The sequence below is a fragment of the Halalkalibaculum roseum genome, assembly GCF_011059145.1.
In the GTDB taxonomy this organism is placed as follows: domain Bacteria; phylum Bacteroidota; class Rhodothermia; order Balneolales; family Balneolaceae; genus Halalkalibaculum; species Halalkalibaculum roseum.
Genome location: NZ_JAALLT010000003.1, coordinates 304,393 through 328,324 on the forward strand (window position 1 = coordinate 304,393; position 23,932 = coordinate 328,324).

Annotated in this window: 26 protein-coding genes; 17 read left to right on the forward strand and 9 right to left on the reverse strand. The window is 42.4% G+C overall.

Annotated features, from left to right (window positions below; genetic code table 11):
• Positions 1 to 34: 34 nt before the first annotated feature.
• Both dut and G3570_RS09855 read right to left on the reverse strand, forming a co-directional pair.
• On the reverse strand, positions 35 to 481 hold the full coding sequence (dut, locus tag G3570_RS09850) for a dUTP diphosphatase (protein WP_165141799.1): 447 nt from the start codon (positions 479 to 481) through the stop codon (positions 35 to 37).
• Positions 478 to 1,293 carry a DUF3108 domain-containing protein gene (locus tag G3570_RS09855; protein WP_165141801.1) on the reverse strand — a complete coding sequence of 272 codons (816 nt, stop codon included), beginning with the start codon at positions 1,291 to 1,293 and terminating at the stop codon, positions 478 to 480. The genes dut and G3570_RS09855 overlap by 4 nt, the downstream gene beginning before the upstream one ends.
• Positions 1,294 to 1,401: 108 nt before the next feature.
• On the opposite strand from G3570_RS09855, the gene G3570_RS09860 reads away from it, so the two are divergent.
• From G3570_RS09860 to G3570_RS09895, 8 genes are all read left to right on the forward strand, one after another.
• A complete protein-coding gene (locus G3570_RS09860) occupies positions 1,402 to 1,920 on the forward strand; it encodes a hypothetical protein (protein WP_165141803.1) in 519 nt (172 codons plus the stop codon).
• Positions 1,921 to 1,970: 50 nt separating this feature from the next.
• Positions 1,971 to 2,246, forward strand: a complete 276-nt coding sequence (locus tag G3570_RS09865) for a hypothetical protein (protein WP_165141805.1) — start codon at positions 1,971 to 1,973, stop codon at positions 2,244 to 2,246.
• Positions 2,243 to 2,752 (forward strand): acyl-CoA carboxylase biotin carboxyl carrier protein subunit, encoded by a 510-nt coding sequence (locus tag G3570_RS09870; RefSeq protein ID WP_165141807.1) that lies wholly within the window; start codon positions 2,243 to 2,245, stop codon positions 2,750 to 2,752. Before G3570_RS09865 ends, G3570_RS09870 begins: the two co-directional genes overlap by 4 nt.
• Positions 2,745 to 4,016 carry a UDP-N-acetylglucosamine 1-carboxyvinyltransferase gene (murA, locus tag G3570_RS09875; RefSeq protein WP_165141809.1) on the forward strand — a complete coding sequence of 424 codons (1,272 nt, stop codon included), beginning with the start codon at positions 2,745 to 2,747 and terminating at the stop codon, positions 4,014 to 4,016. Before G3570_RS09870 ends, murA begins: the two co-directional genes overlap by 8 nt.
• Positions 4,017 to 4,480: 464 nt before the next feature.
• Complete coding sequence (locus G3570_RS09880) at positions 4,481 to 6,247, forward strand: Rne/Rng family ribonuclease (RefSeq protein ID WP_165141811.1); 1,767 nt, start codon at positions 4,481 to 4,483, stop codon at positions 6,245 to 6,247.
• Between the two features lie 48 nt (positions 6,248 to 6,295).
• Positions 6,296 to 6,844, forward strand: coding sequence for an ATP-dependent protease subunit HslV (gene hslV / locus G3570_RS09885; protein ID WP_165141813.1), 549 nt, complete (start codon positions 6,296 to 6,298; stop codon positions 6,842 to 6,844).
• A gap of 4 nt (positions 6,845 to 6,848) precedes the next feature.
• On the forward strand, positions 6,849 to 8,270 hold the full coding sequence (gene hslU / locus G3570_RS09890) for an ATP-dependent protease ATPase subunit HslU (protein ID WP_165141815.1): 1,422 nt from the start codon (positions 6,849 to 6,851) through the stop codon (positions 8,268 to 8,270).
• 139 nt (positions 8,271 to 8,409) lie between these two features.
• A complete protein-coding gene (locus G3570_RS09895) occupies positions 8,410 to 10,302 on the forward strand; it encodes a S41 family peptidase (RefSeq protein ID WP_165141817.1) in 1,893 nt (630 codons plus the stop codon).
• A 247-nt stretch (positions 10,303 to 10,549) separates the two neighbouring features.
• Here the strand turns inward: G3570_RS09895 and G3570_RS09900 are convergent, their stop codons facing one another.
• The 4 genes from G3570_RS09900 to G3570_RS09915 all read right to left on the reverse strand — a co-directional run bounded on the left by G3570_RS09900 (position 10,550) and on the right by G3570_RS09915 (position 13,292).
• Positions 10,550 to 11,242 carry an RsmE family RNA methyltransferase gene (locus tag G3570_RS09900; protein ID WP_165141819.1) on the reverse strand — a complete coding sequence of 231 codons (693 nt, stop codon included), beginning with the start codon at positions 11,240 to 11,242 and terminating at the stop codon, positions 10,550 to 10,552.
• 47 nt (positions 11,243 to 11,289) lie between these two features.
• Positions 11,290 to 11,514: a (2Fe-2S)-binding protein gene (locus G3570_RS09905; RefSeq protein WP_165141821.1), complete on the reverse strand. Its 225-nt coding sequence runs from the start codon at positions 11,512 to 11,514 to the stop codon at positions 11,290 to 11,292.
• 5 nt (positions 11,515 to 11,519) lie between these two features.
• Positions 11,520 to 12,731, reverse strand: coding sequence for a 2'-deoxycytidine 5'-triphosphate deaminase (locus G3570_RS09910; RefSeq protein ID WP_165141823.1), 1,212 nt, complete (start codon positions 12,729 to 12,731; stop codon positions 11,520 to 11,522).
• Between the two features lie 87 nt (positions 12,732 to 12,818).
• Positions 12,819 to 13,292, reverse strand: coding sequence for an EVE domain-containing protein (locus G3570_RS09915; protein WP_249066943.1), 474 nt, complete (start codon positions 13,290 to 13,292; stop codon positions 12,819 to 12,821).
• Between the two features lie 121 nt (positions 13,293 to 13,413).
• On the opposite strand from G3570_RS09915, the gene G3570_RS09920 reads away from it, so the two are divergent.
• Complete coding sequence (locus G3570_RS09920) at positions 13,414 to 14,022, forward strand: Dph6-related ATP pyrophosphatase (RefSeq protein WP_165141825.1); 609 nt, start codon at positions 13,414 to 13,416, stop codon at positions 14,020 to 14,022.
• Between the two features lie 21 nt (positions 14,023 to 14,043).
• On the opposite strand, the gene rfbB is transcribed toward G3570_RS09920, so the two are convergent.
• From rfbB to rfbD, 3 genes are all read right to left on the reverse strand, one after another.
• A complete protein-coding gene (gene rfbB, locus G3570_RS09925) occupies positions 14,044 to 15,042 on the reverse strand; it encodes a dTDP-glucose 4,6-dehydratase (RefSeq protein WP_165142610.1) in 999 nt (332 codons plus the stop codon).
• A gap of 27 nt (positions 15,043 to 15,069) precedes the next feature.
• The gene (gene rfbC, locus G3570_RS09930; protein ID WP_249066947.1) at positions 15,070 to 15,639 is read right to left on the reverse strand and encodes a dTDP-4-dehydrorhamnose 3,5-epimerase; all 570 of its coding nucleotides are present in this window, start codon (positions 15,637 to 15,639) and stop codon (positions 15,070 to 15,072) included.
• Positions 15,640 to 15,846: 207 nt separating this feature from the next.
• On the reverse strand, positions 15,847 to 16,722 hold the full coding sequence (gene rfbD / locus G3570_RS09935) for a dTDP-4-dehydrorhamnose reductase (protein ID WP_165141827.1): 876 nt from the start codon (positions 16,720 to 16,722) through the stop codon (positions 15,847 to 15,849).
• 521 nt (positions 16,723 to 17,243) lie between these two features.
• Between rfbD and G3570_RS09940 the strand changes: the two genes are divergently transcribed.
• The 8 genes from G3570_RS09940 (at position 17,244) to G3570_RS09975 (ending at position 23,890) form a co-directional block, all read left to right on the forward strand.
• On the forward strand, positions 17,244 to 17,765 hold the full coding sequence (locus G3570_RS09940) for a type IV pilus modification PilV family protein (RefSeq protein ID WP_165141846.1): 522 nt from the start codon (positions 17,244 to 17,246) through the stop codon (positions 17,763 to 17,765).
• A gap of 30 nt (positions 17,766 to 17,795) precedes the next feature.
• Positions 17,796 to 18,440 (forward strand): hypothetical protein, encoded by a 645-nt coding sequence (locus tag G3570_RS09945; protein WP_165141848.1) that lies wholly within the window; start codon positions 17,796 to 17,798, stop codon positions 18,438 to 18,440.
• A gap of 128 nt (positions 18,441 to 18,568) precedes the next feature.
• Complete coding sequence (locus tag G3570_RS09950) at positions 18,569 to 19,666, forward strand: hypothetical protein (RefSeq protein ID WP_165141850.1); 1,098 nt, start codon at positions 18,569 to 18,571, stop codon at positions 19,664 to 19,666.
• 75 nt (positions 19,667 to 19,741) lie between these two features.
• The gene (locus G3570_RS09955) at positions 19,742 to 20,839 is read left to right on the forward strand and encodes a hypothetical protein (protein ID WP_165141852.1); all 1,098 of its coding nucleotides are present in this window, start codon (positions 19,742 to 19,744) and stop codon (positions 20,837 to 20,839) included.
• A 155-nt stretch (positions 20,840 to 20,994) separates the two neighbouring features.
• Positions 20,995 to 22,068: a hypothetical protein gene (locus tag G3570_RS09960; protein ID WP_165141854.1), complete on the forward strand. Its 1,074-nt coding sequence runs from the start codon at positions 20,995 to 20,997 to the stop codon at positions 22,066 to 22,068.
• A gap of 238 nt (positions 22,069 to 22,306) precedes the next feature.
• Complete coding sequence (locus tag G3570_RS09965; RefSeq protein WP_165141856.1) at positions 22,307 to 22,828, forward strand: DUF4402 domain-containing protein; 522 nt, start codon at positions 22,307 to 22,309, stop codon at positions 22,826 to 22,828.
• A 14-nt stretch (positions 22,829 to 22,842) separates the two neighbouring features.
• Positions 22,843 to 23,349, forward strand: coding sequence for a cellulose biosynthesis cyclic di-GMP-binding regulatory protein BcsB (locus G3570_RS09970; RefSeq protein WP_165141858.1), 507 nt, complete (start codon positions 22,843 to 22,845; stop codon positions 23,347 to 23,349).
• Between the two features lie 64 nt (positions 23,350 to 23,413).
• Positions 23,414 to 23,890 carry a hypothetical protein gene (locus G3570_RS09975; RefSeq protein ID WP_249066950.1) on the forward strand — a complete coding sequence of 159 codons (477 nt, stop codon included), beginning with the start codon at positions 23,414 to 23,416 and terminating at the stop codon, positions 23,888 to 23,890.
• The last annotated feature ends 42 nt before the right edge of the window (positions 23,891 to 23,932 follow it).

Consider the following 23,932-nt stretch of genomic DNA (forward strand, 5'->3'; position numbering starts at 1 on the left):
AGCGGCAAAAATTTATTATCGCAAAATGGTGGTACTACTCAATTCCCGTGCTACCGAAACCACCTGTTCCCCGATCCGAATCCGGCAATTCCTGAACCTCTTCCGCAAACATCTGCTGCACGGGAGCAATAACCATTTGGGCAATACGGTCGCCGTGATTCACCTTAAACGTCTCCTTACCATGATTGATAGCCAGAACTTTTACCTCTCCCCTGTAGTCGGCATCGATGGTCCCAGGCGTGTTGAGCATAGTGATTCCATTTTTGTAGGCAAGTCCGCTACGCGGTCGGATCTGAGCTTCGTATCCTTCCGGTAGTGCCATCTGAAATCCCGTGGGGATTAAGGCCCGTTGACCGGGTTTCAATTCAAAGGGTTCATTTAGTGCAGCCCGCACATCCATTCCTGCTGCGTGACTGCTTTCATAGGACGGTAACGGGAGATCCTCCCCATGGGAAAGCTTTTTAAACAATACTTTTTTCATTTTCTAAGCTCTTTTTTGTAGTCAATTATTTTGATACGGACATTGCCCAGCCAAACCTTTACATGCGCCTCAAGGGGTACTCTAAGATCATCGGCAAGATACCACGATTTGAAATCGCCCCTGAATCCAAATGGTCCGTCAATGGTAGATTCCCCTTCCCCATAGTAGGTTTCAACCGGTTCATTGAAGGCTTTATAATTTCTCATTTCTTTCCTGACTGTATTATTAACCGATATAAAGCCTTTTTCAAGATTCAGATAAATGGGAATAGTAAAATCATTTTCAGTTCCTGCAAAGAGTCGTCCCAGGTGAAATATCAGTTGTCCCGAACTGGCCGGTTCCTCTATCGCCAAAGTATCTATCGTTTCCTGCTCTCTCATATACACATTACCGGCATCGTAATCATAAATATACCGGGTATCATCATACTCCTCATCATCAACATTGTCGGTCCAGTAGACTAAAGTATGGGGGAGCGAGTCGGTTTGAGTGAAGATAGTATTGTAATGATTCTCTTCTCTACCAACGAAAGGAATACCCGGACTAGAGGTTATAATGGTACGCAAATACTGAGCATTGTGTCCATCATAGAGGGTATCGCCCATCATTTCCACCTTTACCTCGCCAAGTTTGAATAAACTATACCTCACTTCATAGGTAAATACTTCATGCCACTTAAGCAGTTCACTCTCTGTGGGAGCACGATCTGCATGCTCAAAGGTTAGCAGTGAGTCCTGTGCCTGCAATACCAAGGGTATAAAAAGAAAGAGAAGGAGTTTAAGGCTTGTAATCCTGTATCGAGGTATCTTCAATTATATAGGTCTTGCCATTTTAAATTCGTTGTAATATAAAAGAATAAAGTTCCTTATCATTTAGTGCATCGTAACACGTGCTGAAACTATTTTTGATCCTTATCGTTCATGAATTACTCCAAACTTACAAATATTCCCAAGCTTTTACTGATAAGCTTTCTTTGTATTGCCTGCTCTCAAAGCGATGCTCAAAAAGAGTTTGAAAACCAAGCATTCAGAACACCTCAGAATATAACAGAAACCACTACCAACGGTGAACTTGTAGATGGTGGCGTTAACGACCCTGATGACTGGCGTATCGGTCCCGATTACCGGGGTCTGATTGAAGTCGGAAAACCGGCCTATCCCAATCCGGTTCTAATTGACGATTTCATCTTCATTGAGCTCGACTTCGGTTTTGAAAGTCGTATCCGCGGCCTCAGAGTTTTTGCTTTCAGCGATCCCAATGTCAACATTCAGCAAATAGATGAAATTACAAGAGAGTTGAGTACTATTGAAACATTGAGAATTTCACCCTCCTTGTTTGCGGGCTCCACCGGTGTCGGACTGGCAACAATCTATCGCATTGTCATAACCGATCAGAATGAAAATGTCTTAACCTATGGAGATGTTGAAGTGAGAAGGTAAGGTTGTAATAGACAATCATCCCTCCTATTTTCAGAATCAATTTAAGATGTATGATTAAACACAAAATTACCAAATCCGAGCGCCGGGTCTTAGAACGTTTAATTTTTCCGGAAACCTTCCAGGTAATAATGGAAGAGACAGGTCTGCTCTACGGCGAATTGAGAGATGATTTAATAAACCTTCTTAATTTCGGTTTTGTTGAAGCTTACGAGGTTGAAGGATCTAAAATTGCACTGACCAAATTTTACGATTCCGATAATTTGCAGAACTTCACCTTTCGTGCCACAAAACGCGGTTTATCAGCAATCAAAAATATTCGATCATGAAATTTGAAACTACTGTTGGCAGTGACTCCAAGGAAATTGACTTAAACAGTGATGAAGGTGAGTTCACACTTAACGGTGAAACCAGAAGCTTTACTTTTCATCGACAGGAAAACGGGCGATACCTGCTGAGATCGGGAACAAAAGTCTTCAAAATAGATAATGTATCATATGACAAACATACTGTTCAGTTCACTATAAACGGTGCCTGGACCAAAGTCGATGTTCGTGATGAGCAGGATCTTCTTCTTGATAAACTCGGCTTCAAAACAGCTTCAGAGATAGGTGAAGGTGAGCTCAATGCCCCCATGCCCGGAAAAATTCTGGAGATGATTGTCAAGGAAGGCGACGAAGTAAGCCTTGGTGATCCCGTAGCCATTTTAGAGGCAATGAAAATGGAAAATGAACTCAAAGCACCCATCGACGGCATTGTAAAAACTATTGCAGTGGCTAAAAACGATTCTGTAGAAAAAAATGCATTAATTTTAGAAATAGAGGCAAGTGGATAAATTTGTAATCGAAGGACCTACCCCCCTTCAAGGCACGATACCCATCAGCGGATCAAAAAATGCTGCACTCCCCCTGATGGCTGCAGCACTTCTAGGCGATTCACCCACAACTATCTACAATGTACCCAAGCTCAGAGACATCTATACCTTCAACAATGTGTTGCGGGTAACAGGTGCAAGGGTAGATTTTAATGAAGAGGATGGTACCCTTACCATAGATCCCGAAAATATCTCTTTTCTGGAGGCACCTTATGAGCTTGTTCGCAAGATGAGAGCTTCGTTTTATATGCTAGGGGCCCTGATGGGAAAATTTGGAGAAGCTAAAGTGTCGTTACCAGGTGGTTGCGCATGGGGACCTCGTCCGGTGGACCTTCATATTGAAGGAATGAAGACTATGGGAGCCCAAATAGATTTGGAACAGGGCTACGTAATTGCCGATTCTGAAGATGTTCTCAATGGCGGTGTATATGAGCTCAATCCAAGCAGTGTGGGAGCTACTATTAACCTCTTACTTGGTTCTGTATTAAAGGCGTCTGAATTTACCATTAAAAATGCTGCGAAAGAACCTGATGTGGTATTACTGTGTGAAGCGCTGCGTAAAATGGGCGCAGATATTGAAGGAATCGGTACCGATACTTTGACAGTTAGAAGAGTCGATTCACTATCAGGCATTGAGATAGATAATGCTCCCGACCGAATTGAAACCGGTACTTTTATGATTGCCGGAGCAATGCATCCTGAATCGGAAGTTACACTGCAGGGTGCCGACCCCTCAGAATTAGGTGCCTTTCCTGATACACTTAGAAAGACAGGGGCAAAAGTGGAGATTAACGGCAGTACCATTCATGTGAAAGCACCTGAAAAGCTTAAACCCATATCGGTAAAGACAAAGATTTACCCGGGCTTCCCAACTGATCTGCAAGCACAATGGTCAACAATGATGACCCAGGCCGATGGAGATTCAAAAGTGACCGATACCATCTACTATGACCGTTTCAGCTATGTGCCGGAATTAGTAAGGTTAGGTGCTAATATGAATGTTGTAGAGAATACTGTACACATCTCCGGGAAAACACCTCTGAAAAGTGCCTCTGTGATGAGTACAGATTTAAGGGCTAGTGTGAGTCTTGTTTTGGCTGCCATGGTAGCCAAGGGGGCAACGGATGTTCTTCGAATCTACCACCTAGACAGAGGCTATGAGGATCTTGAAGACAAATTATCCCAAGTTGGTGCATCGATAAAAAGGGTAGATCAGGACGCGTAAAAGTTCGTTAAAAAAACTAAATAACTCTTTAAATACAACGAACTAATTTTTTGGGATTTACATTAATAGCTTAGTACTTGTATATTATAGGATGATATTGATTCGATATTCAGAAATTCTATAAAATCACAGGTTTTTGTTGCAGCACAAATTGAAATTACTCGTACTATTTAGGTTTTTGAAGGCTTTTTCGGTGCGGCTTTTGGAATTTATAGCCACCTTTTTCCGGCTTGAAAGCTCCCATACTGTTCGCCCCACTGCTTTGCTGCATCTCCTTTCTTCTGAATATTTTGCAAAAACATCATCGAATTTTACGATTAATAAGAATATTAATTTCGCGGTTGCTGATTCTCCGCATGCAAATAACTATGTACATAAGTTTTACACTGCTATGATGCCTATTGATTTAACAAGAAGGATTTGTAGTCCCGGAGACAGCTACTGTATGAAAAGAAAGATTTTACATGAAAAACCAAATTATCATACACGCTTCGGGCAAACAAAATCGAATTGCCCTCCTGGAAAATGGGGAGCTGGCACAGCTCTTCATAGAGTCTGAAGAAAACCAGCGTACCGTTGGCAACATTTATTTAGCAAGAGTTCACAAGGTGATGAGTGGCATACGCGCCGCTTTCATTGACATGGGTACCCCCAAAGACGCATTTCTGCACTTCTCTGATGCGGGCGATCATCTCAAGGATTATGTTCAGATGTTGAACGGACCGGATGCCATATATAAGAATGTCAGAGATGAGCTAAAGAAAACGAACTTCGATAAGATATCGAACTACGAAAAGCAGAATTGGGCGGGGAAAATACTACGTACCGATCAAAGGTTGCTTGTGCAGATTGTAAAAGAACCCATTGGATCCAAAGGTCCCCGCGTTTCCACAGATATTACAATTGCCGGACGCTTTCTTGTACTCATTCCAATGGGCGAATACATTGCTGTTTCTCGTAAAATCAGCAACTATAAAGAACGCCGCAGGTTGAAAAGCGTTGTCGGTTCCATGCTTCCGGAAGGATTCGGTGTGATCATCAGAACTGTTGCCCAGGAGCAGGATAAGAAAGCCCTGGAAGACGACATGCGCAATGTACTTAAGAAGTGGGAGCGCATTCTAGAACGCCTCGAGACGGCTAAACCACCGGCTTTGTTATACAATGATCTGGATATGACTGAAAGCCTTGTGCGGGACTTATTCGCCAAACATTACGATCGTGTGCTTATCGACGATCAGGCGACGTACAAGAAACTGAAGAATTATGTCAGTCAGATTGCTCCCCAAATGATTCCTAACGTAGAGCTCTACAAAGGACGAGAGCACATCTTTGACTACATGAATATTGCCAAGGATGTAGATTCCATTTTCAGTCCGAGAGTTCGTATGCCATCCGGAGGTTATTTGATCTTTGAACAGACAGAAGCCATGTATGTGGTGGATGTTAACTCAGGTCCCTATGCGGCTAAGCAAAAACAGGAAGACAATTCACTTAAAACGAATCTAGAAGCTGCAAGGGAAATCGCCAAGCAACTCCGTCTGCGGGATATCGGCGGCATTATTTGTGTAGACTTCATTGACCAGCGGGATGATCGCAACCGTAAAAAGATCTATGACGAGATCAAGAAAGAGTTTAAGAAAGATCCCGCCAAAACAAACGTTATCGGCATGAGCGATTTCGGACTCGTTCAGATTACCCGTCAACGCATTCGTCCTAGCGTGGTTAACTCTGTTTCTAAAGTATGTCCGACCTGCGGAGGATCCGGTAATGTCGTTACACGCAATACCATAATAGCCGATCTCGATGCCTGGTTAAGTAAGTTCAAGCACAATACCGATTACCGGGCAATAGATATTTACATCAACCCTTATCTAAAGTCTCACCTTGAAAAAGGATTTCTCAGCATCAAATGGAAGTGGATGCTGCGCTATAGGGTTAAGATTACATTCGTACCTGATGAAACCGTCTCTCTTAATGACTACAAAATCACTCTTGCCGGTTCAGACATTGAAATCACGGACGTGGTGATGCAGGATGGAGATATCGATGAATTGCTCAGCCAATCTGAGCAGGAATTCCAGGAGATGGGTTCCGGTAAGGAAAATCTCGACTACTATCGCAAAAAGGACTCCAAGAGCAAATATTACAAGAATGGAGATTCCGAAAAAGATACCCGGAAGCCCCGACCCAGCTCTTCTGATTCCAACAAATATTATAAGTCGCGATCCTGATCGATCCGGAACAATATATTGAAGTTTTCTAAGTTTTAAGTAACCACTATGAGCATACCCCAACTCAAGGCAACAACAGTATTAGGAATCATCCACAATGGCGAGGCTGCCATTGGCGGTGACGGTCAAGCCACCATGGATAAAACCGTAATGAAAGCTACGGTCAACAAAGTCCGCAAGCTCTATGAAGGTAGAATCGCTGCCGGCTTTGCCGGTTCCACTGCCGATGCTTTTACCCTGTTCGAGAAATACGAAGAAAAGCTAAAGCAATATAACGGCAACCTGCAGCGTGCTGCCGTTGAGATGGCTAAAGAGTGGAGAAACGATAAATTTCTACGAAAATTGGAGGCCCTCCTTGTCGTCATGAGTAAGGATCAAGCCCTGCTGATATCCGGTAACGGTGATGTTATTGAGCCTGACGATCAAATTCTGGCAATCGGCAGCGGAGGGTCTTATGCCCTTGCGGCGGCCAGAGCATTGAAAGAGAATGCTCCCGAATTAACGGCGCGTGAAATTATTGAAAAGTCGCTGAACATAGCTGCGGATATTTGCATCTATACCAATCATAATTTGAGCATTATTGAAATTGAAGAGTAGTATCATGCAACAACAACTCGTAAAACCGAAAAATCTAACCCCACAGCAGGTAGTAGCAGAGCTGCAGAAGTACATTGTGGGACAGGATGATGCCAAACGTTCTGTCGCTATTGCCCTGAGGAATCGCTGGCGTCGGATGAACTCCGATGAAGAGATCCGGGATGAAATACTGCCCAATAACATATTGCTAATCGGTCCGACCGGCGTTGGTAAAACGGAAATTGCACGCCGTCTCGCTAAACTAGCGGAGGCTCCTTTTCTGAAAATTGAAGCATCAAAGTTTACTGAAGTCGGTTATGTCGGTCGTGATGTTGAGTCCATGATTCGTGATTTGGCTGATATTGCCGTGAACATGGTGAAAAGCGAAATGCAGGAGCGGGTTCAGGAGAAAGCAAAAGAAATTGTAGAAGAACGCATACTGGATATATTGATCCCACCTGTTAAAAAGTCTTCCGACTCTTCAACAGGTTTCAAAAACGATGGAGACAGTGATTTTGACCCGGATCGCGCAAGTGATCAGGAACTGAACCAGCGCACGAGGGAAAAATTCCGGCAGAAGCTGAGAGATGGGGAGCTGGATGACCGAAAAATTGAGATTGAGGTAAAGAAATCAAGTAAGGCACCCATGATGCAGATTTTTGGCCCCCAGGGTGGAATGGACGAAATGGGTATCAACCTGCAGGATATGCTGGGCAATCTTTCCGGTGATAAAAAATCTAAACGAAATGTCACTATTGAGGAAGCTCGAAAGATCTTGCTGGACGAAGAGGCCGAGAAGCTGGTAGATCACGACGCAGCAGTTCAGGAAGCTCTCGAACGCGTTCAAACACAGGGCATTGTTTTCATCGATGAACTGGATAAAGTAGCTACCTCCTCCGGTGACGGAAAAGGCGGAGGCCCTGATGTTAGCCGTCAGGGTGTACAGCGCGACTTACTCCCTATTGTTGAAGGTAGTAATGTTTCCACCAAACATGGGATGGTTAAGACCGATCACATATTGTTTATCGGATCAGGAGCTTTTCATGTATCCAAACCATCCGATCTGATCCCGGAACTCCAGGGCCGTTTCCCAATCCGGGTGGAACTGAATTCTCTGACTGAAGATGATTTCTTTGACATCCTTACGCAACCAAAGAATGCTCTTACAAAACAGTACCAGGCAATGCTTGAGGCCGAAGGCGTTAAGATAGATTTTACAGAAGAAGCCATACGTGAAATAGCTTCCATAGCGGCTCAGGTCAATGAGCGTGTGGAGAATATCGGAGCCCGCCGGTTGCACACTATACTATCATCCTTATTGGATGAGCTGCTGTTTGCTGTTCCGGATGATATTTCTTCCGGAGATATTACAATTGACAAAGAATACGTGAACAAACAGCTGGATGATCTTGTTAAAGACAAAGATTTAAGTCACTATATACTCTAAAAATCTTAGAATGAGGTTGTAAAAGTCAGGATTTTAGAGCTATTTGTGCAGTAGAAGCATTGATTTCTTCAGATAAATAATTTATCTGGTAATCACTGCGTTATTTTTACCAGACACTGAGAACAAATTTTTACCCTTTATGAGCTTTAAAAAGTTTCTAGCCCCAAATGCAGCTATTCTGATTCTGTTGTCTGTCTTCTGGTTTGCCGGAGTGGACACCATCGTAAAGTCACATGGAAGTGACCGTGAAAACATTCAGAAATATATTCAGACCCAGCGGCGAATTATTGATAACTATGTTGATAAAGTAGATATCAGTGAGCTTTACAAAAGCAGCATTAAAGGGTTGGTAAAAAATTTGAAAGACAGTACAGCAATGCTGGAAGGAACCCCGGCAGATACCGCATTTGGAGAAGTCACTATCAGCAGTCTGTCGGAATCGGTGAAAAGGTTTGAAGATGCCTACCTCTATCTGGCCAATAATTACCCCAACGAGAATATGTATGAGCGTACTGAAGACGCTTTGCGAGGTATGTTTAAATCACTGGACCCTCATTCGGTATATATCGAGCCCGAACAAAGTGAAGATATTGAACGAAATTTTGAGGGCAAATTTCAGGGTATCGGTATTCAGTTTAACATCATACAAGATACTATAACAGTCATTACTCCGATCTCCGGGGGCCCCAGTGACCAGCTAGGTATCCGATCCGGTGATCGCATTATTGCCATTAATGACAGCAGTGCTATTGGCTTTGAGAACGAGGATGTTCAGGATGCCCTATTAGGTCCCAAGGGCAGCAAGGTGGATGTGACCATCAAACGTCCCAAAGTTAAAGATCCGATAGAATTCACCATCACCCGAGATATCATTCCTATCTATACGGTAGATACTTCTTATATGCTTGATGATAAAACAGGCTATATTAAGATCAACCGGTTTGCCGCTACCACTCATGAAGAATTTATGGAAGCCATGCAGCAAATGAAGGATATAGGAATGGAACAGATCGTTCTTGACCTGAGAAGCAATCCCGGCGGTTATCTGGCACAGGCTGTTGCAATTGCTGAAGAGTTCTTTCCCAGAGGTACCAAGCTGGTGTCTACCAAAAGTCGACACACCCGATTTACCAACTCCTATTACTCACGCAGGGATGGCGAATATAAGGAAGAGCCGGTCATCGTATTGATCGATGAAGGATCGGCATCGGCCAGTGAAATTGTCAGTGGTGCCATTCAGGATCATGACAGGGGACTGATCGTTGGTCGCCGTTCTTTCGGCAAGGGCTTGGTACAGCAGCAGTATGGACTCGTGGATTCCAGCAAAATTCGTGTAACGATATCAAAGTATTACACCCCTTCTGGTCGGCTGATTCAAAAACCTTATTCGAAAGAAGGCAGTGAATCGTATGCCTATGAGATTTATGAACGTAATGATGATCCTAACGGCGACGTGAAAGAATTTATTGACCATGTCCCCGATTCATTAAGATACTATACCGATGCCGGACGTACAGTCTATGGAGGCGGCGGTGTAGTCCCTGATAAGATTGTTCAGCCCGATACTTCCCAATCTGCATTGGTCGTCAATTTCATGATGCGCGAACAAATCGCCTTTAACTTTGTCCGCAATTACCTGGACAATTATGATGAAGAGTTCCGCAGTAAATGGGAAGGCGACTTTGAGCAATTCCGGAAGGATTTCACCTGGGATGAAAAAGATAAACAGGAAATTTACGCTATGTTCAAAGACCATAATATGGTTGTAGCAGATACGCTTACCGACCCTACTTTCCGTAATGATTCGCTTTTTGTTCCAAAAGGTCATTATGAAGAAATAGAATGGATGCCGCTAGGCTATGCCAAAGCTTCCCTGGCACGACAAGTTTGGGGTCAGAAACAATTTTATCCTGTTTTCCAGGATATCTTCGACAATGTACTAGAGAAAGTGGGATCTTTTTGGGACGAGGTCCATGCCCTAGAGGAATACGCAGCAAACCATCAGAAACCGGTCATGGAAGGAAAGGACTAGAGGAGAAAGGGAGACTGGGAAAAGTTCGACCAAAAAGTCTGGGCTCCTTCAAGCGTGGACGCTTGAAGGAGGAATTAGTGACAAGTGTGAACGCTCGTCACAGCTTTATTATGATTTTAAACAGCTTCCTATCATTTTCAATTCTTGCTCCCGGCTCAGGGAGAGTTGTACTCCCGTGAATCGATTCTTGCCACAGTATCAAACGTGGTCCCTTGATTAAACTAATCAATTACCTGTTATCAGTTCATCAAATAAACTGACTGAGAAATACTACAGCCGCGGTTTCCGCTCGCAGTCGGTTTTTTCCCAACGATATTACTTGCCCACCCTTGTCAATTGTCATTCGAATCTCTTTCTCTGAAAACCCCCCTTCAGGTCCCACAAGCAGCATCGTTTTATTTTTTTTCCGCTGTTCAATACTGATCCCTGATTTTGCCTCTGCTTTTTCATGCGCAACCAGAACTTGATGATCAAAGTAGGTATCAAGCACGGATTCTACATTATCAAGAATCGTAATCTCAGGCAGATGGGCACGCAGGCTTTGTTTCATGGCCGATAAAGCTGTCATTTCCAGACGGTCTATTCTGATATTTTCTTTTATCGTATGACGGCTTCTGAATAGGACGATCTCTTTTACCCCGAGTTCGACCGACTTTTCAACTGCAAACTCCAGACGATCTCTTTTCTTTATAATTCCCATAGCCAACACTATCTCAGGGGTTGGAGAAGAAATTTGTTTGGCATGCTCTATGGTTGCCTTAACAATGGAACCGGCAACTTGTGCTATGGTGCAATCATACCAACCACCCGTCCCATCCACAATGTTTATGGTATCACCTTCACGGTATCGCAAGACCTTGGTAGCATGTTTTGCTTCCTGTCCGCTGAGCTCAATATGTGAATCGTAAACCTGTTTGGGTGGGGCGTAAAAAATATTCATGATTTGCTTGATTCAATTCCTGAATAATCTAGTACGAGCACAAATCATCAGCTTGTTTTCTTTTTCCTGTAGTAAGCTCCGGGTGTGAATTCGGTTTCACCGGTTTCTAATACCATTTCAACATAGGGGCTGCATAATCCACAACCGCTACTGCAGTATTTTCGCTCTTGGAGTTTCTCCACAGAACTTATCCCTTGCTCTTTGGCATACTCTTTAATCTCTTCGAATGAACGGCTGTGACAAATACATCTCGTAACATTTCTGTAAGCCATTATAACTAATCCTGTTTGAAATGCTTGCCTAGTTTCAGACCCTGACCCTGGTAATTGCTTTTGATGTCTGACCCATAAACAAATTCAGGAACTTCTGTATTGGGTTCAAACTGCATGCTGCAGAATGTTTGACCGTCTTCTATCAGGAAAGGAACATCATGCGAACGTACCTCAAGTACGGCACGTGCACCTCTGTCTTCCACCCTTCCGCCAAAACCGCTATCGAAGAAGCCCGCGTAATGTGTTCGTAACTCACCGGAACCGGTGTCATAGGCAATCATCTCAGCCGCCAAATGCTCAGGGATGCGGCAGCGCTCTTTTGAGGCAAAAATGTAAAACGCTTCAGGCTCCAGAATCAAATGATCATCAGGTTTAGAGTGAATAGGTTCCCAGAAGTCACTGACCTCATAGTGGTTGACATTTTCAAGGTCAATCAAATCACGGTGTTTCTTAGCCTTATAACCCACAATTGTGCCCTCCTCGGCATGGAGATTCACGCTTAAAAAGAGTCCGTTATTTACCTTGAGGTTATCAAGCTCAAGGATTTTTCCGCCACCGGTAAAAAGCAATGGATCTGAACCGTGCATTCTCAGTATATCCTGATCAGAGAGCACCGTATGTCCGTGACGGATGCGTAACTGGTTAAGGCGCTGGCCGGTCCTTACCTTTATAGGGAATGATTTAGGGACCACCTCCAGGTATAACCTACCCTTGTAGCCTGATCGAATTTCCTCAAATCGATGCGAATAATCTGTTATAACCCGTGTAAAAATATCCAACCGTCCGGTGGTACTCTTGGGATTGGCTTTTGCAGTCAGGTGTTCCTCGGAAATGATTCGGATATCATCATATCCTGTATCCCCATTAAAAAGCGCTTTCTGCGGTGAAATATGAGAAGGTAAATTCAGCTCCTCGAGGAGTGGTATAATGTAGACACAGTTTGTTTCGAGGACAGCCCCGTCTTCAATTGAAAATTCATACTGCCGGAGTTTGTCCACTTTCTGTTTTACGGATTCATCTTCAGGCAAGAAACTGCTGCGAACCCGGTACGCCTTCTTTCCCAAACGCAAATCAATGGAGTTTGGCTGAAATTGGTTCTCCTCAAGGGGATAATCGTCCTGAGCCGAAATGATTCCGGCATCAGCCAGGATATGAAGTTTCTGGACAGGCAGAATACCCTTGGTTCGGAGATATACTTCTTTAGACTTTTTATTCATTACTGAACTTTATGATCGATTTCATGAAATTACAGTTATCTGTCACGTAAGATGGTTCATGAGCAACTGCAACTAATTATTGCCACTCTATTTTGGTTTCGCACCGGCCATCTCGTGAATTTTAAGCCACTCCTCTTCCGTCACCGGGGTAATCGAAAGTCGAAAACGCTTTAATAACGTCATATCTTCCAAAGCCGGTTCGTTTTTGATGGCATCGCGCGTTACAGGCTCATCAAATTTTTGAACAAATTTCACATCAACCAATTCCCAAGTAGGATCTTCCTCGCTACTCTTTTCATCAAAATATTTTGAATCCGGATCGAACTGTGTGGGATCGGGATAGGGTTCACTGGCCACTTCCATAGTACCCACGATCACCGGGGGCCGAACGCTACTGTGATAAAATAGAATTCCATCCCCGATTTCCATATCATCTTTCATGAAATTACGGGCTTCGTAATTACGTATCCCATCCCAGGGTTCTGTACCCACTTCTTTAAGATCATCAATACTAAAAGCATCGGGTTCCGATTTCATCAGCCAGTAATTACGTTTACTCATGTTAGAAATATTTTTATGTTGGTCGAAATTAATTGGTCCCAAATATAGGAATTCAGTAACCGGAATTCAGAATGTCTTTCGAATTAATTCCTGAATCTGAATTCCTGAAAAATTCTCATAAATGGATATTCTATTCTGGAGCGGTGGAAAAGATTCCTATCTAGCCCTCGAGTTTTATCGTAAGGAGAATGATATACATGAACTGAAGTTACTGACTACTTATGAAGAGGAACGCAAAATAGTTCCCTTTCAGGAAATTGAGCTTAAAGAAATTCAGCAACAGGCTGATAAACTGGATCTTGATCTGATTACGGTACCCTTGCCCAGGCAGTGCCCAAATGATGTATACCTTAATCAAGTCAAAAAAGCTCTTGAAGCAACAGATCAGGAAATAGAGCACCTTTTATTTGGTGACTGGAAGTTGGAAGACATTAAAGAGTGGCGAGAGAAAGAGTTCGGTAAAATGGGTTATGAATGTCTATTCCCGATTTGGAGGAAGAGTCTGGATGAATTGATGCCTGTTCTTCTGTTAAAGCCGGTAGAAGTTACTATAAGTGCTGTGAAAGAGGAGTACAGAAAATTCATTGCGGTCGGTGAGACTTATAATCAGCGTTTTGTGCGACAGCTGCCCAAAGAGATAGACCCCATGGGAGAAAAGGGTGAATTTCATACCAAAGTGACCATAAAAAATTTTGATGATATAGAACCAAAGAAACAGCCGTTAATTTAATGGTACACGGATGCCACTGAACTATGAATACCGCTCAATATACCATCTAACTGTGCTTCTGAGATCTTCCTTGAAGGATCCCTCCTGTTTCCAACCCAGTTCAGATTTAATCTTTGATGCGTCGATAGCATATCGATAATCATGACCGGGGCGGTCGGTAACAAAGCTGATCAGATTCTTATAATCACCATCCGGGCCATCGCCAACTTCTTCATTCAACAAGTCACAAATAAGATGTACCAGCTCCAGGTTTTGCCACTCATTGTCTCCACCCACATTGTAAGTTTCTCCAGACCTCCCCTCATGGAACACCAGGTCTAAGGCATCGCAATGGTTTTCTACATACAGCCAATCCCTCACATTTTCCCCTTTGCCATAAACCGGGATTTCATTGTGTTTTACAGCATTCCGAATGACGGTAGGAATCAACTTCTCATCATGTTGATGGGGACCGAAGTTATTCGAACAATTGGTGGTCACTACATTCATACCGTATGTATGGAAATAAGAGCGAACAATAAAATCACTACCGGCCTTCGAAGCAGAATAGGGCGAGTTCGGAGCATAGGGCGTCTCCTCGGTAAAGTATCCCTCATCTCCCAGTGTTCCGTAAACCTCATCTGTAGAAACGTGTAGAAAACGGTTCTGCCAGGTTTGTTCGTCCTCCTGCCAAAGTTGCCTGCACTCCTCCAGAAGATTGAAAGTACCCACCACATTAGAGAGTATGAAAGGCTCAGGACCTTTAATTGAATTATCGACATGCGACTCTGCAGCCAAATGAAAGACACCTTCCGGCTGAAAATCTCTAATCGACTCTTTCACTTTATCGCGATCAGTAATATCGATTTTTCTGAATTGATATCGATCGGAATCGCTTATTGCATCCAGGTAGCTGAGGTCAGAAGCGTAGCTCAGCTTATCGATATTGAGAAATTGATAGTAGGGAAATTTCTCATGCAAAAAGAGCAATAAATTGGAACCGATAAAACCTGCGCCGCCTGTAACTAATATCTTCAAAATCTTGATTATTAAGTCTTGGAATTAAAACTAATCAAAGAGATCTTCTTCCGGAATATCAGCTAATTCCGGTTGATGTTTATCTTTTTCTGAAATGACAGGTTCATTCACTTTCCAGTCAATATTGAGTAATGAATCATTCCAGAAAAGGCCCCGTTCTCCATAAGGATTGTAATAGTCACTGCACTTATAATATACCAATGTTTCGTCAGATAACACTGAAAAGCCGTGAGCAAATCCTTTTGGAATAAATAGCTGATGCCTGTTATTCTCAGAAATAATGCGTGTAATTGCCCTGCCAAAAGTTGAAGACGATTTTCTTAAATCTACTGCCACATCCAGGATTTCTCCTTGCATGACCATAATCAGTTTATCCTGGGGATTATCTATTTGATAGTGCAGACCTCTGATTGCCCCTTTCTTGGATGATGAGATATTATCCTGTACAAAATCAACTTTCAAACCACGTTCCCTGAAAAGGCTTTTACGATAACTTTCCAGGAAGATGCCCCGCTTATCCTTAAAGATATCAGGTTTTAACAACAGTACGTCTTCAATTTCTGTCTTCTCAAACTCCATGTATTCGTTTTTAAACTTCAATTCTGTAAACCGCTTAAACGGTTTAGGGTATACAAATTATTTCACACCCCCGCAATGAATTGCTAGTTAATATAATACCTTCACTATCAAATTACATTTTCTCTCATACCGCCGCTCCGCTACGGAATTATAAGGTGCATTAACGCTTCCGGAGCAGAGCGAGGGAAGCAGATATAGATAAGTTGCAGATTACACCGAGAAATAATTTCAATGGTTTTCCAGCTGCTTCAACAATCTCTTCAACCCCTCCCTCCAGTCGGTGATCTCAACTCCTTCTACCTTCTCAGCTTTGGAGGTATCCAACTTCGAATATTTTGGACGCTTGGCTTCTGTAGGATACTCCTCCGAAGGAATTGCATTCACGTTTACATCAATGTTGGAATAGTCAAAAATAGCCTCTGCAAACTCAGCCCAGTTTGTGAGCCCCTTCGAAGTCAAGTGATAGGTCCCTTTAGCATCCGCTGTATATAAATTCATGCTATTAGCAACAATCTCATCGGCATAACCCGGACTCCCCCACTGGTCATTAACTACCTTGAGCTCTTCTTTTTCGCGCCCGTACTTCAGCATGGTCTTCACAAAATTATTTCCATATAGTCCGCATAACCAGGTTGTTCTGATAATAAGATGCCTGCAGCCCGATGCTCTAATTGCCTCTTCCCCCTCCCATTTTGTTTGACCATACCAGTTAACGGGTTCAGCCTGGTGATCTTCCGGATATCCCCGGGGATAACGCTTCCGGTCCTCTTCCTTACCGGGAAATACATAATCGGTGGAATAGTGAATAAGATGAATATCATTGCTCTTGCAGACTTTTGCCAGATTCTCTACAGCCCTTGCATTAATAGCCATGGCTTTGTCTTTTTTCAGCTCGGCCTGGTCAACAAGTGTATAAGCAGCACAGTTAATGATTACATTCGGTTGACGAGCACTGACTTCTCTGGCTACTTCTTCATAATGAGTTAAATCTAATTGCCCTGAGGTGTATGGAAATACGATGAGAGAATCGTCAGTATGAAGATTAAAGTAACGCTGCCACTCTCGTCCCAACTGTCCCGATGCGCCCAGTAAGATTATCTTCATATGTATTTTAGTAACAACCTATTTAGATTTGAAACTCAGATATTCATGAAATAGCCGTAAACTACTAACACAAAAAAAGTCCATTCACTACCTTTTCTAAAGATATTAATTTTTGCTAATTAACCCTTCTATTGTGTAACCGACAATAGGTTCACTCGTCACATTATTCGATTCTGTACGCTCTTTGTGTTATTGAATAAAATAATCTTAGTTGTAACTTTCCTGTGAATATGGAATAAACTACAACGGGATTACAAAGCTTTATTAGATTTTCGATAGCTATATTATAAAAGCTTTAATATCAGGCAATATTGGCAGAAAATTTATTATCATTGACACAGATAAAGAGACAAAAATCTATATGGTACTCAAGTATTAATACGTAACATCAGGTGCTTTTTGCTCTCTTATAATAAAGATCATTACAGACAAAATTTTTGAAATCCTTGATAGCAGAACTTTAGTACTGATAAAACAGGGATACACAATGTGTTTGTTTCTATTAATTAATCTACACCGCTATGTTTGGATACACTGAAGTTTTACAAGTTATCGGGGCGATGATCATTTTTTCTCTGATCTTAATGACCTCGAACTCCATGATCATCCGCAACAGCACCATGCAGGTTGAAGGTGAGCTGGAACAGGAAACCATTGCACTTGCCCAGGATATTATTGAAGAAGCCCGAATTAAAGAGTTTGATGCCAATACTACCGCACCCTTACCCCCTACCAAAATTCCAAGTGGGTTTACTTCTGCAGGTAGCCTTGGTCCCGACGGAGGTACTTCTGAAGACGAGCGTCATGAATTCAATGATTTTGACGACTATAACGGACACACTGAGACAGTAAACACCGAACACGGTGATTTTACCATTAGTACTGAAGTATTCTACGTTGACAAAAACACATTCTCAAAAGTATCCACGCCAACTACATTCAAGAAAATGGTCGTTACCATCACCAATGCATTGCTGGTTGATGGTTCCGATAACATGAAAGAATACAAATTCGAATTTATCAGGAATTATTACGCTGATTAATAGATCTGTTGAAAATATAAAACATCTGCTATGAATTTAGGACTCGTAACAAGTTATATTATTGCCGGCATGCTGATGCTGGCTATCGTTACCATGAATATCAATCTGTCAACCAGCAGCTCTGACCTGACACTAACCCAGATTACCAAACAGCATGTACAGACGGTTACGGATATGCTGACTTATGATATACCAAAAATCGGTTTCGCACAAAATGGTAAGGTTACCAAGTATAACAATCCGGATACAGGTACCAACTACAATATGATTACCATTGCGGATAATAACCGGATCAGATTTTACAGTGATGTAGATAATAACGGACAGATCGACGAGGTTACCTGGGAGTTCAAAACCTCTGAACCGGTAGCAACCACAAATAATCCAAATGATTTTAAGCTGGTTCGATCACAGAGAAATATGGTCACCAATGTTACAGAAAGTACAGAGATAACATTAGGTGTCACAGAATTTGTGATCAATTACTATGATGAATACGGAGACAGCAAGATTAATAAATTAAGTACACCCGTCGCCAATCCTGATAATATCAAGCAGATAGATATTGAACTTGTTATGGAGAGCAAAGAAAAAATCAGGTATTCGGTTAATTCTGATGGCAGGTATGTTGCCTCAGCATGGGAGAAGAGATACACACCAAGAAATTTACAATAAACAGGAGTTTCAACGAACAAAGTAAACGTAGACTAGACGGCAATCCGGTACTAAAAAATCATCAACCGGATTAATAGGGTTACAACGACTAACTGACTAAAAATTAAGACTAACTAAGAGGTCATCTTATGGGACGAGCTATGCTAATCATATGTGCCGGAGTGCTTATATCACTCGGTTTCGTATCACTGGGAACCCAATCACAGGGTAAACAAATTATGAGCAATAATGTCGGTTATGCCGAATTTACACAGGCAAAGAACCGTGCACATACCGCCATTCAAATGGCCTTCCAGGAAATGAACAAAGATATTGACTGGGCAAAAAACCATGACGCATCCAATAAATGGACTCCTACGGTCGATGGGCAAACAGTAGAACTTTATGTCGACTATTTCCATGATAATCCCGCTTTCTTTGGCGTAGATTCACTGAGAATATTTGCATCTACTTTATATGGTGAAGATAATTCTAAAACCGCCAATATTGAGAGTGTGTATACTCGAAACGAGATTGACATGGTTCCTAAGTTTGAAGGAGCTCTAACACTTGCCAGTAAGTACACAAAGGTAACTACAAACGGGAGTGCTACCATAAGTGGAAATAATACTTCCTGCAGCGAAAATAAACCCGGTATAGTTGCAAACAATGCAGATGCTTATACCGATGCCACTTCAGGTACCCTTCAATTGCAGAGTAAAGATGCTATTCAGGGAGATCCTAATATTGGTCTAAATACAGATATTAAATATGATCCTACCGACGAATTAATTGCCAGACTTGCCGAATTGAGTGATGTAACCAAAATAACAGGAAGCTATAAAGGAGATTTGGGTACCCAGGAAAATCCGGGTGTATTTTTTGTAGAGGATCAGGCTTCATTAACAGGTGGAATTAGTGAAGGATATGGCATTATGGTGATTAGAACTAACGGAGCACTTTCCATCGACTCTGCAGGAACAGAACTGGATGTAGCAGGTAATCTCAATTTTAATGGCCTTGTAATATTTGAAAACGCCTACAATCTTGATGGTAAAGGTACCCCTACGATTAATGGCTCTGTTTTGGTAGGAAATACAGAAGATTACAATGGTAAAGATCTTGATATCGATCTGAGCGGTAATATCAATATCCAATATGACTGCAAAGGTGAAGATTATGCCAACCAGGCAGCGGCCATGGCCTTCAAACAGGGAAGATATAATAGAATTGTAACATTTGAGTAATACCGCTCTCTTGTAAGTAGTTACGCTAAAACATCTACAGCGAAATCCTCTTAAAAAAATTGAGGCTTACTACTTATGGGAAAAGCAATGTTAATCATCTGCGCCGGAGTGTTAATCTCCATGGGCTTTGTTGGAATGGGAACTAAAGAACAAGGCCAGCGCCTTACGGAAAATAACTCCGGTTACGCAGAATTTGTACAGGCCAAGAATCGCGCTCATACCGCTATTCAAATGGCTTTTCAGGAAATGAATAAAGACCCCAACTGGGCAAAAAACCACGATGCTTCCAACAGATGGAAGCCAAATGTAGACGGGCAAACCGTTGAATTATACGTCGATTATTTTCACGATAACCCAGCCTTTTTTGGCATCGACTCCCTTCGCATACACTCTTCGACTCCCTATGGTGACAACCTAAGTAAAACGGCCAGCGTCGAAAGTGTCTATACCAAGAATGAAATTGATCTGGTTCCTAAATTTGAAGGAGCTATTACTTTAGCCAGTGATTATACAAAAGTGACTACTAATGGGTCAGCAGTAATTAACGGTAACAATGCTTCCTGCACTGAAAATAAACCCGGTATTGTTGCCAATAACGCAATAGCATACCATGATGCTGACAGTGGAACACAATTACTTCAGGATAAAAATGCGTTGGATGGATACCCACCGCTTAAACTGGACACCAATATCAGTTACGATCCTACCGATGACCTAATTGCCAGATTAGAAGAATTAAGTACGGTTACGAAAATATCAGGCAGTTATAAAGGTGATCTGGGATCAGAATCTAACCCGGGTGTCTTCTTTGTTGATGATGCCGCAACTTTAAGTGGTGGTATCAATGAAGGATATGGCATTATGGTAATTCGAACGGACGGTGCCCTCTCTATAGATTCATTGGGAACCGAACTGGACGTTGCCGGTAACCTTACATTTAATGGCCTGGTCATTTTTGAGAACGGATATAACCTCGATGGTAGGGGAACCCCTTCTATCAACGGTTCTGTCTTAGTGGGTAACTCTGATGATTACAACGGTAAAGATCTCGATATTGATCTTAACGGAAATCTGACTGTTAACTATGATTGTAAAGGCGAAGATTACGCCAACCAGGCAGCGGCAATGGCCTTTCAGCAATCGAGATATAAACGAATCGTTACCTTTGAATAGACTGAACTGAGTTCAACACCTCTAGTTAGTTTTCAAAAGCCTGTCAGTTACCCTGGCAGGCTTTTTATATTACTTATAGAATTTGTCTTGAGAATTGTTTAAATAACTATACTTAGAGTTATGCAATAGTAATTTAATCAATTGAGGTTAGGATTATGGGTCGTGCCATGATCATCATTTGTTCCGGTTTGATCATTGCCCTGGGTTACACCACCCTTGGCACGAATAACCAGGCGCAGAGACTTACCAATTCCAATGTGGGTTATGCCAATCAAATGCAGGCCCAAAATGCCGCCCAGATTGCCATACAGGTAGGTATTGAAAATATCAATGAAGACCCTGCATGGGTGGATGCCCATGATACCGTATCTAGTGCATGGAGTGATGTCATCAATGGAGCAAATACTCAATTGTGGATAGAAAAGGTGTCCCAAACAACCAATGATTCAGGCTTGCAAGAAGAAACATTTAGAATACACGCTTCAGCAACTTATGACGGACAAAGCGCTACGGTAACCAGCCTATATGAAAAATCGGAGCTTCATTTTGTTCCGGAATTTAAATCCGTCATGTCCTTCTCATCCGGCAATTTCACCTTTTTGATGGCAGACAGTGCCACCATTAACGGTTCCGATTCCATGGGATCGTGTGAAGATCTTCCGGGCATTATTGCCTCATCTTCCGCTGACAGTACTGAGATTGTCAATAACATTGGTAGCGGACAGCTGCAAGGTAATCCCGCCATTAAAGTAGATGCAAACACGTCTTACAGCTCTTATGGAGAGTTAGTTGACTACCTGGAAACAATGCCGGAGGTCAAGCATCTCAATGGGAATTATACCGGAACGTTGGGCGATTCCACCAGTCCCGGTGTCTATTTTGTAGACTCCCCGGCCGATATTCAAAGTGACATTTCGGAAGGATATGGGATTTTAATCATTCAGGATGATGGAAAACTCTATTACAAAGGGAGTACCGATATTGCTGATAAACTAACTTTTAACGGACTGGTTATATTTGAAGATGCCTGGGATTTCCGGGCTGACAATACCCCCTCCATTGCCGGTTCGGTGGTTCTGGGTAATACGGGAAGCGCCCCGACACTGGATATCGTATTAGACGGCTCCATAAGTATAAATTACGACTGTAACGCACAGAAGTATGCCAGGCAGGCATCTGCCCTTATATTCGATCAAGACGGTTTCAGGCGTATTGTGACCTTCGAGTAGGCTGTTTCTCAGAGTTACACAGAGCATTCCCAGAGTTTCAGAAAGAATCTTCTTAGCTCAAAGGGAGGTTTACTCCCGCATAAAGGCATATATCATTGGTGGTTCAACCACCTTAAAGCAATGGGCCCTAATAAAACAGCTTAAACCCTTCTAATTAAAAAAATATAACTGGGAATAGGACCTCAAAAACAGGATATTTGGGCAAATAAGGACAAATTACCAGATCATCTACAGAAATATGAACCTGAAAACACTCATAGCATTAACAGCTATCGTGTACAGTTTAGGTGGAGCTTTTGCACCTGCCAGTTTTGCACAGGGAGGTACTTCCAGTGATCGATACAGTATTGGCGTATCGGCACGAGTTGTGAATACCATTGAGATGATCACACTCAGGGACATGCAGTTCGGTCCGGTACAGCCTGGGCAACAGCAAATCTCAATTAGCCCATTACAGGATTCCGAAACCGGCAAAATGATAGCTATCGGTATTCCCGGATCACGAATCAGAGTGAGTTTTGTAAGAGAACGTACATTAACAAGTTCTGACGGCTCTTCCACCCTTACATTTATCTATGAAATTGCCGGTAATGATCGGGACGATCAAAGTTCCGCGGAGTTGTTGCAAAGTGAAAATCGTAATTTTGACCTTAACAGTGAGGGAGAGTACTATTTCTGGATCGGGGGTCAAATAAACATTCAGGATGCCAAACCGGGACAATATAACGGTGATTTCACAATTGAAGTAGAGTATATTTGACAAGTCATCAATGTATGAAACGAATTACACTCATAGCAGCTATATGGTTTACGCTCACAAGTGCCATCTATGGCCAGCGGGGAAATATCAATGTCAATGCAGAACAGGATATTGTTATTACCAACCTTACTGGGGATTTAAACTTTGGTAGTGTAATTCAAAACCAAGGAACAGTACAAATACTGCTTACTGCTCCTGAAACAGTAGTTTTGCAGGTAGAAGGAAAAGAGAATCAACGTATCAGGGTAACATTCACTGCACCTCCCGATCTTCGACTGGATGCCCTAAATGCTTTGCCTTTTACTCTCAGGGCAGCCTACAATGATACCGGTAATAATAACGCTTCCGGTGCTACCGTCATCTCCTTACCGGTTTCCACGCAAACCTTCCAACTACCCAACAATCCGGGGCAAGATAAAACCGGTACCGCTTATTTATATATTTATGGTGACATACTCGTGAGCAACGTGAACGCCGGGTTGTATTCCAATACCATAAATGTATTAGTTGAATATGATTAAAGACAAACATCATATCAGTAGTCTAGCTCAAAAAAAATGTCTGTTATTGGTAATGGCATTCATTATGCCATTATATTCAGTTTCAGCTCAAACTGTCCAGTTCAGCATGAATGTGCAACCTGAACTCGGTATTGAAGTGTTACAGGATTTGAATTTCGGCACTGTTATCTCAAACAGCGGTACAGTAGGTATATCACTGGGTGAAAGCCGGATGGGTATCTTCAAGCTGAAAGCGCTCGCTGCTCAAAGTGCCGTACTCAGTATTCAGAAACCCGAATTTTTGAAATCAGAGGTTTCAAACAGTAAAGAGAACATCCCTGTAACTATAGAAGCCGCTTATGCCAAGACTCCCACAGAATTTAAAGAGGTACTGCATTTCCGAGACAACTTGCTTCAAATAACATTAGGAGAAGATAATCCCTCAAACCTATCCCCAAGCTGGGAAACGGGATATGTGTATATCTACGGTGATGTAATTGTTGGACCTGTAGCTGAAGGTTCGTATTCGGGTACCCTGACGCTAAATGTGACCTACCAGTAAATTAGGATCCATTAATATCCTGAATTTAAGAAACGCAGCATT

Excerpts from the sequence above, each read along its gene's own strand:
- G3570_RS09950 (WP_165141850.1), top strand. The coding sequence starts at position 18,569 with ATGGGACGAGCTATGCTAATCATATGTGCCGGAGTGCTTATATCACTC.
- hslU (WP_165141815.1), top strand. The coding sequence starts at position 6,849 with ATGCAACAACAACTCGTAAAACCGAAAAATCTAACCCCACAGCAGGTA.
- G3570_RS09970 (WP_165141858.1), top strand. The coding sequence starts at position 22,843 with ATGAAACGAATTACACTCATAGCAGCTATATGGTTTACGCTCACAAGT.
- G3570_RS09880 (WP_165141811.1), top strand. The coding sequence starts at position 4,481 with ATGAAAAACCAAATTATCATACACGCTTCGGGCAAACAAAATCGAATT.
- dut (WP_165141799.1), bottom strand. The coding sequence starts at position 481 with ATGAAAAAAGTATTGTTTAAAAAGCTTTCCCATGGGGAGGATCTCCCG.
- G3570_RS09955 (WP_165141852.1), top strand. The coding sequence starts at position 19,742 with ATGGGAAAAGCAATGTTAATCATCTGCGCCGGAGTGTTAATCTCCATG.
- hslV (WP_165141813.1), top strand. The coding sequence starts at position 6,296 with ATGAGCATACCCCAACTCAAGGCAACAACAGTATTAGGAATCATCCAC.
- G3570_RS09975 (WP_249066950.1), top strand. The coding sequence starts at position 23,414 with ATGCCATTATATTCAGTTTCAGCTCAAACTGTCCAGTTCAGCATGAAT.
- G3570_RS09965 (WP_165141856.1), top strand. The coding sequence starts at position 22,307 with ATGAACCTGAAAACACTCATAGCATTAACAGCTATCGTGTACAGTTTA.
- G3570_RS09910 (WP_165141823.1), bottom strand. The coding sequence starts at position 12,731 with ATGAATAAAAAGTCTAAAGAAGTATATCTCCGAACCAAGGGTATTCTG.
- G3570_RS09860 (WP_165141803.1), top strand. The coding sequence starts at position 1,402 with ATGAATTACTCCAAACTTACAAATATTCCCAAGCTTTTACTGATAAGC.
- G3570_RS09865 (WP_165141805.1), top strand. The coding sequence starts at position 1,971 with ATGATTAAACACAAAATTACCAAATCCGAGCGCCGGGTCTTAGAACGT.
- G3570_RS09915 (WP_249066943.1), bottom strand. The coding sequence starts at position 13,292 with ATGAGTAAACGTAATTACTGGCTGATGAAATCGGAACCCGATGCTTTT.
- rfbD (WP_165141827.1), bottom strand. The coding sequence starts at position 16,722 with ATGAAGATAATCTTACTGGGCGCATCGGGACAGTTGGGACGAGAGTGG.
- G3570_RS09945 (WP_165141848.1), top strand. The coding sequence starts at position 17,796 with ATGAATTTAGGACTCGTAACAAGTTATATTATTGCCGGCATGCTGATG.
- G3570_RS09940 (WP_165141846.1), top strand. The coding sequence starts at position 17,244 with ATGTTTGGATACACTGAAGTTTTACAAGTTATCGGGGCGATGATCATT.
- G3570_RS09900 (WP_165141819.1), bottom strand. The coding sequence starts at position 11,242 with ATGAATATTTTTTACGCCCCACCCAAACAGGTTTACGATTCACATATT.
- G3570_RS09920 (WP_165141825.1), top strand. The coding sequence starts at position 13,414 with ATGGATATTCTATTCTGGAGCGGTGGAAAAGATTCCTATCTAGCCCTC.
- G3570_RS09870 (WP_165141807.1), top strand. The coding sequence starts at position 2,243 with ATGAAATTTGAAACTACTGTTGGCAGTGACTCCAAGGAAATTGACTTA.
- G3570_RS09895 (WP_165141817.1), top strand. The coding sequence starts at position 8,410 with ATGAGCTTTAAAAAGTTTCTAGCCCCAAATGCAGCTATTCTGATTCTG.
- G3570_RS09905 (WP_165141821.1), bottom strand. The coding sequence starts at position 11,514 with ATGGCTTACAGAAATGTTACGAGATGTATTTGTCACAGCCGTTCATTC.
- G3570_RS09960 (WP_165141854.1), top strand. The coding sequence starts at position 20,995 with ATGGGTCGTGCCATGATCATCATTTGTTCCGGTTTGATCATTGCCCTG.